At 40.4% G+C, this 12,798-nt stretch carries 10 protein-coding genes; 1 reads left to right on the top strand and 9 read right to left on the bottom strand.

What is annotated here, in order from left to right; genetic code table 11:
• Nucleotides 1-69: 69 nt before the first annotated feature.
• From UB51_RS04810 to mntR, 3 genes are all read right to left on the bottom strand, one after another.
• Nucleotides 70-990: a patatin-like phospholipase family protein gene (locus tag UB51_RS04810; protein ID WP_044876317.1), complete on the bottom strand. Its 921-nt coding sequence runs from the start codon at nucleotides 988-990 to the stop codon at nucleotides 70-72.
• A 93-nt stretch (nucleotides 991-1,083) separates the two neighbouring features.
• On the bottom strand, nucleotides 1,084-2,670 hold the full coding sequence (locus UB51_RS04805; RefSeq protein WP_044876316.1) for a family 10 glycosylhydrolase: 1,587 nt from the start codon (nucleotides 2,668-2,670) through the stop codon (nucleotides 1,084-1,086).
• 82 nt (nucleotides 2,671-2,752) lie between these two features.
• Nucleotides 2,753-3,178, bottom strand: coding sequence for a transcriptional regulator MntR (gene mntR, locus UB51_RS04800; protein WP_044876315.1), 426 nt, complete (start codon nucleotides 3,176-3,178; stop codon nucleotides 2,753-2,755).
• Between the two features lie 191 nt (nucleotides 3,179-3,369).
• On the opposite strand from mntR, the gene splB reads away from it, so the two are divergent.
• Nucleotides 3,370-4,440, top strand: coding sequence for a spore photoproduct lyase (gene splB / locus UB51_RS04795; RefSeq protein ID WP_044876314.1), 1,071 nt, complete (start codon nucleotides 3,370-3,372; stop codon nucleotides 4,438-4,440).
• A 22-nt stretch (nucleotides 4,441-4,462) separates the two neighbouring features.
• On the opposite strand, the gene UB51_RS04790 is transcribed toward splB, so the two are convergent.
• The 6 genes from UB51_RS04790 to nagZ form a co-directional block, all read right to left on the bottom strand.
• On the bottom strand, nucleotides 4,463-5,176 hold the full coding sequence (locus UB51_RS04790; protein ID WP_044876313.1) for a cytochrome c biogenesis CcdA family protein: 714 nt from the start codon (nucleotides 5,174-5,176) through the stop codon (nucleotides 4,463-4,465).
• A gap of 248 nt (nucleotides 5,177-5,424) precedes the next feature.
• Nucleotides 5,425-7,398 carry a methionine--tRNA ligase gene (gene metG, locus UB51_RS04785; RefSeq protein WP_044879895.1) on the bottom strand — a complete coding sequence of 658 codons (1,974 nt, stop codon included), beginning with the start codon at nucleotides 7,396-7,398 and terminating at the stop codon, nucleotides 5,425-5,427.
• Between the two features lie 378 nt (nucleotides 7,399-7,776).
• Nucleotides 7,777-8,046: a membrane protein insertion efficiency factor YidD gene (gene yidD / locus UB51_RS04780; RefSeq protein ID WP_044876312.1), complete on the bottom strand. Its 270-nt coding sequence runs from the start codon at nucleotides 8,044-8,046 to the stop codon at nucleotides 7,777-7,779.
• Between the two features lie 2 nt (nucleotides 8,047-8,048).
• Nucleotides 8,049-8,513 carry a Fur family transcriptional regulator gene (locus UB51_RS04775; protein ID WP_044876311.1) on the bottom strand — a complete coding sequence of 155 codons (465 nt, stop codon included), beginning with the start codon at nucleotides 8,511-8,513 and terminating at the stop codon, nucleotides 8,049-8,051.
• 163 nt (nucleotides 8,514-8,676) lie between these two features.
• Nucleotides 8,677-10,869: a stalk domain-containing protein gene (locus UB51_RS04770; protein ID WP_044876310.1), complete on the bottom strand. Its 2,193-nt coding sequence runs from the start codon at nucleotides 10,867-10,869 to the stop codon at nucleotides 8,677-8,679.
• 154 nt (nucleotides 10,870-11,023) lie between these two features.
• Complete coding sequence (gene nagZ, locus UB51_RS04765; RefSeq protein ID WP_324607747.1) at nucleotides 11,024-12,664, bottom strand: beta-N-acetylhexosaminidase; 1,641 nt, start codon at nucleotides 12,662-12,664, stop codon at nucleotides 11,024-11,026.
• Nucleotides 12,665-12,798: the final 134 nt, after the last annotated feature.

The following is a 12,798-nucleotide window of genomic DNA, read 5'->3' as shown; positions in this document are numbered from 1 at the left end:
TACTATCATCGCGATTGTGATGATAGCAGCGGCCTTATTATTATACTTTGATTCAGATAAGATGTTCCTTCAGGGCTTCCATGTACCAAAAAACTTATTTCCTGCTTCAAGTCCTGATTCATATAACTTCATACTTTCTTCTGCCGAAATATGAAAATTTGTGTTACTAACCCCTAGTGTAGGAATCTTAACCGTACGATAGATTTTATCTTGCTCGATGTATCTTTCATCATGAGCAGACAGCATCGTCTCAAACATAGCCTGAAGCATACTAAAGGGCCCCCGAATACGATGCGGCTTCCCTTCTTGCTTCCCCACCATTTGGAAACCAATGGTTGGAATAGGCAATCCCAGGCTATTTAAAGCTGGTTCATCAAACAACCATAGTGGAAAGTTACTCAGCAACGCACCATCCACGATATATACGAATTGCTCTGTGAAAGATTTCCCTCTCGATGCATCCCCACTCAACCTTAACATCACAGGATCAAAAAAATACGGGATACTCGTGCTCATCCTAACAGCTTTAGCGACCTCAAACTTAGCAGGATCTATTCCTAATTTAGAGAGACCATCGGGCAGAATTAATATTTTTCCGTTCGTAATGTCTGAAGCAATAATAAGCAATTTCCCTTTCGGCAGATCAGAGAATGTTTTAACTCCCTTAGCCAATAAGATGTCACGAATCCATTGTTCCAGCGCATCTCCTGAATACAACCCTTTTTTAATTAAAACACGTACGGCAGGTCCTACTAGCTTCGCATTAAAAATAGGTGATCTTTTGAGAAAAGATGCAAATGGCATCTGCTGGACGATATCACTCATCTCCGTTGCGGAATACCCTGCAGCTAATAAAGAGGCTACAATCGCGCCTGAGGACGTTCCAGCTACGCGATGGAAAGACATCCTTGCCTGCTCCGCTGATCTAACGGCACCCGCAAGAGAAATGCCTTTCACGCCTCCACCTTCAAATACGCCATTAATAAGCATAAATAAGACAACCCCCCGCCATTCACACATCGTGTTATGTATGTATGAGAGCGGGGGGAAACATTATGACTATAATTGATTTATAGGCTTATACTACTTATAGTAATCCGACAGTACTGGAATCAGTCCTAGTGGATTTTTTAAAATATTCTTGGCACTAAAAAAGATACTACCTTCCACATTGGCATCATTCTCATTGTACTTCAATTGATTAATGATCTCATCAGCACTTTGCCAGCCTATTTCAGGTGTCCCTAATTTATAAGGTGCATGACCAATATATAACTTAACATCAGTGCCTTTAACCTCAGTAGACCACCATTTAACTAGAGTATCATACTGTACATTTTTGTTCGAAAGACTCCAATAAATTTGTGGGGATACATAATCAACCCAACCGTTCTGAATCCAAGCTCTAACATCGGCATAATAATCGTCATAAGCAGTGATTCCCGCTTTACTATCTGATCCCGTAATGTCAGATGATTTATTACGCCATACACCGAATGGGCTGACCCCGAAAGAAACCGAAGGCTTCACCGCATGAATGGATTGATCTAGCTGCTGAATAAATTGATTCACGTTATCCCGGCGCCAGTCTTCTTTTTTGGCAATATTTTTAGAATTATAATTTGTATAAGTGCTAGTATCATTAAAAGTCACACCTGTTGGATAGAAATAATCGTCCAAATGTACGCCATCAACATCGTAATTATTCACGACTTCCATAATGACATCGATAACATGGCTGCGAGCCTCAGGTATTCCTGGATTTATAATGAGTTGACTCTTTGTATTCACAATCCATTCTGGGTTTGTTATCGCCACATGATTGCTAGCAAGCTTAGCTGTAGACGTATCTGTGTTAGCCCGGAATGGATTAAACCATGCATGGAATTGCATGCCTCTACTATGCGCCTCATCAATCATATATTGAAGAGGGTCGTAACCAGGATCTTTTCCCTGTATCCCTGTTAACGTCTTGGACCAAGGTACCAACGAAGATGGATATAAGGCATCTCCTGATGGACGAACCTGTACGAAGACCGCATTTAATCCGATAGCTTGTAAACTATCTAATAAATTGCTGAAATCTTGCTTTTGTTGATCTATTTTTCCATAAGAAGTAGAAGAAGGCCAGTCAAGGTTGAATACACTCGAGATCCACACTCCCCGAAGAGAACTAGTATCTACGTTACCGCCATTGTTATTATCCGTTCCACCATCATCAGGTAATGCTCCACTGATCAACGTTACACTTTGCGCGGTCTGATTCCACACTACCTGTAATCCAAGAGATTCACCAATGAAGCGAAGAGGAACCATGACACGCCCTTGTCTGATCTGTACAGAAGCATCTAATGGCACTGACGCTCCATTCACAAGCCCTGTCGTCTTCCCACTTGTTAACTTAATAGAAGCATCCATATTGTCTACAGTAACCGTCTTCGTGATTTGCGACCAACCAACAGATGCTCCCAGCCCTTCGCTGATGACACGTAGCGGTACCATCGTTACATTAGCCTTGGGAACAATATAAGGTGGAGCATCGCTTGCTAGCTGAGCTCCGTCTAGAATGATGCTAATGGGCTTGGCTGACTGTGCCTGCGACGAACGATTCGTTATTGGGAACACTACTAAGAATACTAGAGCTAGAATGACCCATCTATTAAACTTCATTTTGTTACCTCCGAGATTTTAGATTTCCTAAGTTACAACTGAAAAAGGCACCTGTCTCTTGGAATGGGGACAGATGCCTTACTTACGAATCACGAACGAGTTCATTGTGTACATCTCGTAATTCTTGAACACGCTGTTCATCCCTCTTGAAATATTCTATAAGCATCTCAATTTGTGTAATGGAATCCCAGCTCAGATGATGCTCTATACCTTCAACATCTGCATAAATATTTTCTTCCTGAACACCGATTATTGTCAGAAATTGCTCCAGTAGTTGATGGCGATCTACAAGTCGTTTGCCGATTTTTTTTCCTTTAGCAGTTAGAATCAATCCACGGTATTTCTCATAAATAAGATATTCATCCTTGTCCAATTTCTGGATCATTTTAGTAACGGATGACGGATGAACCTCTAAGCCTTCGGCAATATCAGAGACACGTGCATAACCTTTCTCATCGATCAATTTGTAGATGCGCTCTAAATAATCCTCCATACTAGGCGTTGGCATCTTCTTCCCTCATTTCTCTTGATAACACGAATCTCAACCATTTATAACCTTCTGTTAATGATACATGTTTGTGAAGTCTCTTTGCAAGCCCTATAGGATATAGGCTTTTGAAATTGACCATTTTTGCCACGAGTGTACTCGTAAATTTTTATGCAGAATAGCCTTATACCGAATCAGGGGGGCGCGCTGTTATGACTACTGAAACACGAATACGACCACTGAAACAACTCAAAGCAACCAAGCCATTCCTCCCAGACCTCGTATATTTTGAGCCAGGTGCACTTGATTATCCTAAAGGGGTATCCATTATGGCGTGGGTAAAGGAAAGAGATATTCCTTATCGTATGACCTCTTCCCATAATCGTATTACTAATTTACCGGGTGAAACCGATCAAGAAAAGTACAAAAATGCTAAAAGAACCCTCGTTGTAGGTGTGCGTAAAACACTCAAATTTGATCAATCAAAACCCTCAGCCGAATATGCCATTCCTATCTCTACAGGTTGCATGGGACACTGCCATTATTGCTACTTACAGACTACACTGGGTGCTAAGCCTTACATTCGTATATATGTTAATACAGGTGACGTTGTACAAGCCGCTAAACAATATATTGATGAAAGAGCACCTGAGATTACTCGCTTTGAAGCAGCCTGTACCTCAGACCCTGTTGGACTTGAACACATTACAGGATCATTAGCTGAACTTATTACTTTTATGGCAAAAGAAGAATTGGGGCGTCTGCGCTTCGTCACTAAATTTCATCATGTTGATCCCCTCCTGTATCTTGAACACAATGGTCATACAAGGATTCGTTTCAGCATTAACTCTGATTATGTGATTCGCCAATTCGAACCTGCCACTTCACATTTCGCTGAAAGAATTGAAGCTGCTGGAAAAATAGCACATGCAGGCTATCCTCTTGGTTTCATTATTGCACCTATTATCTGGTATGAGGGCTGGCAAGAAGGATATGCAGATCTATTGCAACGCCTCGCTGATACTTTACCTAAAGATGCAACTGATGAACTAACTTTTGAATTAATTCAACACCGTTTTACAAAAACAGCTAAAACGCTTATTGAGCAGCGCTATCCCAAATCCAAGCTGGAGATGGACATCGCTAAACGAACCATGAAATGGGGGCGCTGGGGACAATACAAATATGTATATCCCGCAGAACAACAAACCGCCCTGCGTGAATTTATCACAGAGCGGATTTTTGAACATTTTCCTGAAGCTAAAATTGATTATTTCACTTAATAAGGGATTACTTCTCATCCTCTTAAAAAATTAACCAATCCGGTGTAATTTGCTGAAGCCAAATCGTTATTTTGTACATTTGGTCTGTAAACAATAATATACCCATCAGCAACATTAGAACTCCGCCTATTTTCATCATAAGATTAGAATACTTCAATATCCATTTCGTGGACCCGATGAAAAAGGCAAGAATGAAGAAAGGCAAGGCGAAGCCTACAGTATACGCTGTAATCAATTTAAACCATGTTCCTGGCTCGCTTACAGCCATTGCGATAATAGCAGTCAAGATAGGTCCAATACATGGAGACCACCCTGCAGAGAAGCCTATACCGAATATAAACGAACCCAGATATCCAGCAGGTTTAAATTTCATATCCATTTTACGTTCCTTCATCAGAAAGCGCGGCTGGAAAATACCCAATAAAAATAAGCCCATCAATATAATTAAGATCGCTGACAATTGCCTAATTAGACCTCTGTTATCCGTAAAAAATTGACCAAATAATCCTGCTCCTATACCCAGTGTATAGAATACAACAGAGAATCCTAGAATAAACGCCAATGTGTGTGTGAGTGTCCGAAATCGGACGTCTTTTTTATTCTGCTCAGTCTTGAGCTGTTGAACCGACATTCCCGTAATGTAAGACAAATAAGATGGGTATAACGGCAAACAGCATGGAGAAATAAATGAAGCAAATCCGGCTACAAAGGCAAGTCCTACATTAATATCTGACAATGACTTCACCTCCAATTAAGTCTTCGTGTAGTAACTATAAATAACGATATACTCTTTAAAGTATAGATTGAACTAAAGTTTACACTCCCCAATTTCTAAAGAGTTTTAGTAAAAAACAAAAATATGAGGGTTCGTCTTTAGTTCATTCTATAGGGTATTGATTGAGCTGAAGTTTATACTTTTCCTTCAGATCAATCAATACTGTATATCGTTACTTATCTTATTCTACTAATCCTTAATACAACACTTTATTTGACAATAGCACCATTAGGCATGTTCTCAGGAACAGTTGCCAATGTAAGCTGATCTCCATGCGAAGCAGCAAGAATCATACCTTGAGACAACTCCCCACGCAATTTCACAGGCTTCAGGTTCACTACACAAATCACTTTACGACCTACCAACTCTTCTGGTGTGTAGAATTTCGCAATGCCCGATACCACTTGACGTTGCTCAAATCCTAGATCAAGTTGAAGCTTCAATAACTTATCTGCTTTTTTAACGGGTTCAGCAGCGAGCACTTGAGCCACACGAAGTTCAACCTTAGTGAAGTCCTCAATGCCGATTTCTTCTTTGTGTTCTATCGGCTCATCATCATGATTCACTTCCGCTTTAGCTAGAGCTTCTGCCGCCTTCATTCCACCAGTCATAGCTTCTGCTATATAAGCAATTTCCTGTTCAGGATCAAGACGTGGGAAAATTGGGCTTCCTTTTACCAGTTTCGTGCCTTCTGGAAATAGTCCAAACGTTTTACCACTATCCCACGAAGTGAACTCACCTTCTTCTAATCCAAGCTGCTCCCACATTTTTGTCGGTGCTTGAGTCAAGAAAGGCTGCAGCAAGATGGAGGCAATTCTCAAGCTTTCCACAAGATGAGTCATCACAGAAGCCAGCTCATTCACTTTAGATTCATCTTTCGCAAGCGTCCAAGGTTGTGTCTCATCAATATATTTATTGCTTCGGCTTACGAACTGACTAATGGCTGTAAGAGCAACAGAGAACTCCATGTTCTCCATGGATGATTCCACTTTATCATATGCTGCCTGAGCCGCTTCTACTAGAGAGTTATCAAACGCTGTCACATTCGCCTGATAGGCTGGTACTTGCCCGTCAACATATTTATCCACCATGGCCACGGTACGATTTAACAAGTTACCAAGGTCATTCGCTAAATCTGAATTCACACGTTCAACAAAACTTTCTGGTGTAAATGTACCATCTGAACCAAAAGGAACTTCGCGAAGAAGATAGTAACGTAGTGAATCGAGACCATAACGATCAATCAATGTCACAGGGTCAACAACGTTCCCTTTGGATTTAGACATCTTGCCATCTTTCATTAATAACCAGCCGTGTGCAAATACTTTCTTCGGCAACGGCAAATCTAGAGCCATCAATATAATTGGCCAATAGATTGTATGGAACCGCACGATCTCCTTACTCATTAGATGAACGTCAGCAGGCCAATACTTGTCAAATAATGTAGTATCCTCAGAACCATAGCCCAGTGCTGTTATATAGTTGAGTAAAGCATCAATCCATACATAAATCACATGTTTCGGATCACTCTTTATTTTAATTCCCCAATCATATGTCGTACGTGACACAGCCAAATCTTCAAGTCCTGGCTTAATAAAGTTATTAATCATCTCATTCTTACGAGATACAGGCTGAATGAAATCTGGATGTTCCTCGTAATACTTGAGAAGTCGATCAACATATTTACTCATTTTGAAGAAATAACTTTCTTCCTTCACTCGTTCCACGGGCCGTCCACAATCTGGACAATTCCCATTGACCAGCTGACGCTCTAGGAAAAAGGATTCATCGGGTGTACAATACCAACCTTCATATTCACCCTTATAAATATCACCTTGCTTCAATAGACGTTCAAATACATCTTGTACAACTTTCGTGTGACGTTCTTCTGTCGTGCGGATAAAATCATGATTAGAGATATCTAGCTTCCGCCACAAATCTTGAATTCCAGCGACAATATCGTCAACAAATTTCTGTGGTGTTTTACCCGCCTCAGCGGCTTTACGTTCAATCTTCTGACCATGCTCATCTGTCCCTGTTAAATAACGCACATCGTAGCCACGAAGCTTCTTGTAACGCACTAGAGCGTCTCCAGCTACGGTTGTGTATGCATGACCAATATGTAGCTTGTCACTAGGGTAGTATATAGGGGTTGTTAAATAAAACGTTTTCTTCTCTGTCATCATTCATCTCATCCTCTCAAATTATAAATACACAAAAAACTCCCATCCCCATATGGGACGAGAGTTATCTCACGTGTTACCACCCAATTTCCCTACATCCTCACAGATTGTAGGCTCCATCGGTTTCGTTATTAACGAGAACCGTCCATTAACGCTGGCACACGCCGTCCCCTTACGCAAAGAAAACAATCTCTGTCGCTTGAAGGCAGTTCCTCCCGGACCATATTCCAAGAATCAGCTTAGACCGGATTGCAGCAATTCTCCGGCTCTCTGACACTAAGCAATTCTCGTACTTATCCGTTCCTTGGAAATCAACATATATTCCATAATATACTGAAGAGAGTCACTATTTGTCAAGTTAAGACCCATGACCCGTGCTTAGGTCAGCTCTCCCGGTTCACTCAATACATTATTCTGCTCACCCTTACGTGGTGGTACTAGATCAATTCCCCCAGGATGAAAAGGTTGACATTTGGCTATCCTTTTCGCGGCAAGCCATGTTCCCTTGACTGCTCCATGGACCTCAATGGCTTCTAAAGCATAGGCAGAGCACGTGGGATAGAATCGGCAAGTAGGCGGCTTTAAGGGTGATATAAACTTACGATAGACCACAATTGGTCCCTTCACCAGTTTGCGCACAATAGCCATGATTAACGAACTCCGTTCATTTCAGCCGTTGGAAGTGCTTCTTCCTCTCCCACAATCTCCTGACAGTCCTTACAATATCCAAACACTTCAAATTTATGCTTAACCACTTGGAACTGGTCTGGTGCATCCGTCATATTCATAGGACAGAATGCAATTGGATATGTCTTCTGACACTGTAGACAAATCATATGATGATGGTGCATATGTTCTGCACAATGAGCTTTAAACTTCACTCCATCTTCAAACACAACCTGTTCTAGTACACCTAGCTCCTGCATGACACGTAGGTTTCGATAGACCGTATCAAAGCTAAGACCGCTATACTTTTTTCCCATATGATCATAAACGTCCTTGGCTGATAAAAAACCGGAACTTTCACCAAATAAATTAGCGAGCGTTTTACGTTGATCGGTAATACGAAGCCCTTGTTCCGACATCACCTGAATGATCTGTTCTGTCGATAGCATACGCTCATCCTCCTGAAACATCCTTAATTACTTTTATACCTTAATAATGCAATAAAAAGAGAGCATCGTCAATGAAGCCCTCCCGTTCTATTCACTTATACGCCTGTAAAAAGTAAAAGAGAACCTCTATTGAGGTCCTCTTCAGAATGAATAAATAAGTTCGTTATTTGCTTACAGGTAATGGGATAAACAATAGATTAACAGGTAGATTACTACCTGGTGCTGCTGTAAACCACATTTCTAACTTCTGTTCGTAATCTCCTGTACGGTGTAAGACACTAGACTGGCTAGAATTCGATAACGATCCCGTGTTTGGAACCTTGACAAGATCTCCATTCACGAGCATAACACCAGCGTATTTACCACCACGGCCGTTAAAAGTGACTAACGTATTTGGAGCAACGCGATCTAGGGTAATTTTGTAAAGAACACCAAAGTTACCTGCATTTGATTTCTCGGCACCTGTTACACCGTCAGCGCCAAGAAGGTTCGGATCTGCATTATTATCTCCTATAGATAGACGTGAAGCCGTTTCGCCAATAACGTCACCCGAGAATATCAATCTTGTAGAATCAAGGTAAGTTCCTCTGTTATGAATATCCTCTTCCAAGAAACGCAAGGTAGGTAAAGTCGTAATGGGCTCTTTAACAGCATCAATCATAATAACGTTATACTCTATCGGTAAATCACTATATACATCAGCAAATAATGAAATAATGGAGCCAGGCTTCATGGCTGTTTTATTCAAATCAGTTAGAATAATCTGACTTTCTCCTGGTGCAATAGTAACACTTTGCTTAGCATAGAAATTCTGCATCGATTGGAAATAACGATCAACAGATAAATTACCCGCAGCTGTTGCAAAAGGACTCGGTCCAGCAAATCCAGAATCCTTGATATCAATCTTAGTTGCCTGTGAATTCTTATTCGTAGCTATAACATACATCTTCACATCTTTTTTCAACGAATTCTGATGATGCACCATGAATCGAGCGTCTCCTAATGCAGTCTCGCGGTACACAATACCTTCAGAATACACAGTTTCCGGACTGTTACTACGAATTAGAGTTGATGGCTCGGAAGATATAGAGAATGGAATCTGAGGGAGTGAAGGAACCGAAGATCCATCAAAAGCATAGCTGTCTCCTATTGGTTTAAACAATTGATTAAAGTCAGACTCACTATATAAGGAATCCTCCGTGATGGTAATCGTCTTCTCAAAGTAATCCTTTTGACCTTGGTTATCCGTCACGGTTAGTCCAATAGTTACCGGTCCTGGTCTAAAGAAGGCTAGCTCTTTATTGGCCCAGTCATGCTTAGTAATTTGGTTCTCATCATCCGTGCTTTGATCTGTGATTGTTATATACTCACCCATCTTATACTCTTCTTTATCTGTAGCGAACATAGCTACAGGAGGAAGATTGGGAGCTTTAACTTGAATGGTTAGGGAGTAAGGCTCGCTCCATTCACCGTCCGAATCCTGAACAGAATACGTTACGACGTGGGATCCAGACTCTTCAAACGTTTCTTGACGGCCATCCCATCGTTCATCAACGATTTTTAATCCTGATGGAGACGAGCTCTTTGTTTGATAAGTAATTTTCGTCTGTCCTGCAAAAATTTCCTTCTCCTTCACTGTAAACGAAGCCACAGGTTTGCTAGAAAGACTTAGAATGACTCTTTTTCCTACAGCGTCTACTGTGTAAGGAATATTAAGGGCTTGAGTAATAGAAGTTAAAGGAACCATGAATACACTCTTCTCTTGAAATGCCGGTCCTTTCATAGCCTTTACTACACCGTTAACCTTATAACTCTTACTGTTAGTCGTGAACCTTAATTCATTGCCGCCACTTATAATAATGGTTTCCTTTGTCTTACCATCATATGTAAGCTTTAGACCTACACGATCTACCAAAGCCCGAACAGCAACATAAGATATTCCGTTCTTCACTGTCATCGGTCGTCCGGCTAAATACAACTGATTATTCTGATACATCTTGTCACTGTTCATCATAAGAATCAATTCACCAGCACCTGTAGATACGTTTTGTGTTTCTACATCTTTGCTAGTTGGTTCTTTTCCCTCAGGATCAACTGGCTTATTATCGTCAATGGGCTTATTATCGTCAACGGACTCAATATCGTCAACAGACTCCACATCGTCATTATTTGACTCGCCAATTTCGGGTTCAATCATATCTGAATCACTGACATCGCCCTCTTTTACTGATTCAATAGCCATATTTGGTTGAATTGGTTGAGCGGATACGGCACCATCCGCGCTAACTGGAATCGCTAACATAACTGTCTGAGTTGCTACAAATAACGCAATTAATGTGATCTTCTTGAAATTCATTCGTAATCTCCTCTACCCAATTTATATCTAACTCTCTCTTTTCACATACTAATAGACGCAACTAAACGGGAAAAGTTTCTGAAAAATAAATATAACAAAAAAAACAAGGTATCTCTATCTAAAGAGAACCTTGTTATAATCCCTCATTTATAGCTTATTCTATTCCCCAACCTATAGGATATTGGTCACTTAATGTTACAGGAAGTTTTCCCTTGGGAGTAATGGATCCTGTTAGAACAGAAGCTAATGATTGCAATATTAAGGGTGTATTCTCATAGCAACATATATACGCTGGTACATCCGTGATATATTTATAATCATAAGGATTACGCATTGAGGTCACTATTAATGACTTATGATTTCGACTAATTAACTTCTCTGCCAGAATACGCTGTCCATTAGAAAGCTTATCTCCTGCTGTGTAAGTAGCCATAACGATTTGTTTATAACTCTGGGACGCTAAGAGTATATTCTCAATCTCATCTAGCGATGGATCGAGACTCATGTCCATTTCTTTTACATCATTTCTCCGTTCGTTAAGTACAGAACCTAAAGTAATCTGATGAGTCCATGGTTGATCCATTTGGTCATTACTATCAACCTTTGGCCAAATCACCAACACCGGCTCGTTACCTTTTAGTGGTAACTGGCCTTCATCCTTAACAAGCGTTATCACGCTGTCTGTGATTTCAGTGAGTAAGCTCTGATGTGACCCACTTATCTCAACTTGATTTTCTATAACATTTGTATGACTACCATCTTCACAATATCTAGATCCCAGTCGTTTATCTTTCATAGCTAAAATTCGGGTAACTGCATCATCGATGGTGCTTTCCTTAATGACGCCCGTCTCTACAGCTTTCTTCACAGCCTCTAGAGCCGCAACCTGTTCACTGTAAGTATGCGATACCAATATACAATCAGCTCCTGCGTTAATCGCTCTGATCGCGCCTTCAGATATACCGCATGTCTGAGAAATAGCATGCATTTCTAAACAATCTGTCATAATCAATCCTTGAAATCCTAATTCTTTTCTAAGCAAATCGGTAAGCACTGCAGATGATAGTGTAGCTGGAATTTGATTCGGTTCGATTGCTGGAAATATGACGTGAGCAGTCATTATAGCATCAATACCATATTCAATAGCTTTTACAAAAGGTTTTAATTCGATTTTTCTCAATCTATCCATATCATGAGGTATTATCGCAACTCCAAAATGTGAGTCGGACATCGTGTCCCCATGACCTGGAAAATGCTTACCAACAGCTGATAAACCTTGTTCCTGATATGCTCGAATAACGGCTTCGCCGTGCTCACTTACCTGATCTGGATCTTCTCCAAAGGAGCGAATTCCAATAATAGGATTCATTGGATTATTATTTATATCTAGACAAGGTGCCAAATTCATATTAATTCCAAGCGACAATAATTCAGAAGCATTTACCGAACCTGCCTTGAAACTATATTCAGTATTAGCTGTTGCTCCAAGTGCCATGTTACCAGGAATGGAGCTCATTTCCTCCACATCAATTCGAGCAACCATTCCACCCTCTTGATCTATTGCAATCCACAACGGAGGTTGCTCATCACGAAGGGCTAGGCTTTGAAGCGAATCTGACAACGCTTTCATTTGAGTTAAACTCTTAACGTTACGTCTAAAATAAATAATTCCACCAAGATGATAGTCTTCAATTAAGGTTTGAATATTCTCATCAGGTTGTTCAGTTGGAAATCCACAAATAAACATTTGTCCAATCTTTTGTTCTAAAGACATGCTAGAGGTATGTAACAACAATTATTACCATCCTTTCAAATAAAAGAGATTATTATTCTAATAATATCATATCATTGTGAAAAGGGACACTCTTTCTATACGAAAGAATGCCCTTGATATTAATGTATTCATATAGAATGAACTAAAGAGCAACC

It is taken from the genome of Paenibacillus sp. IHBB 10380 (assembly GCF_000949425.1).
Taxonomy (GTDB): domain Bacteria; phylum Bacillota; class Bacilli; order Paenibacillales; family Paenibacillaceae; genus Paenibacillus_AQ.
Note: the sequence above shows the minus strand (reverse complement) of the source record. Positions and strands in the feature narration are given on the sequence as shown.

Bases quoted from the DNA above. Each gene is read 5' to 3' on its own strand.
- UB51_RS04810 (WP_044876317.1), bottom strand. From the start codon at position 990: ATGCTTATTAATGGCGTATTTGAAGGTGGAGGCGTGAAAGGCATTTCT.
- UB51_RS04805 (WP_044876316.1), bottom strand. From the start codon at position 2,670: ATGAAGTTTAATAGATGGGTCATTCTAGCTCTAGTATTCTTAGTAGTG.
- mntR (WP_044876315.1), bottom strand. From the start codon at position 3,178: ATGCCAACGCCTAGTATGGAGGATTATTTAGAGCGCATCTACAAATTG.
- splB (WP_044876314.1), top strand. From the start codon at position 3,370: ATGACTACTGAAACACGAATACGACCACTGAAACAACTCAAAGCAACC.
- metG (WP_044879895.1), bottom strand. From the start codon at position 7,398: ATGACAGAGAAGAAAACGTTTTATTTAACAACCCCTATATACTACCCT.
- yidD (WP_044876312.1), bottom strand. From the start codon at position 8,046: ATGGCTATTGTGCGCAAACTGGTGAAGGGACCAATTGTGGTCTATCGT.
- UB51_RS04775 (WP_044876311.1), bottom strand. From the start codon at position 8,513: ATGCTATCGACAGAACAGATCATTCAGGTGATGTCGGAACAAGGGCTT.
- UB51_RS04770 (WP_044876310.1), bottom strand. From the start codon at position 10,869: ATGAATTTCAAGAAGATCACATTAATTGCGTTATTTGTAGCAACTCAG.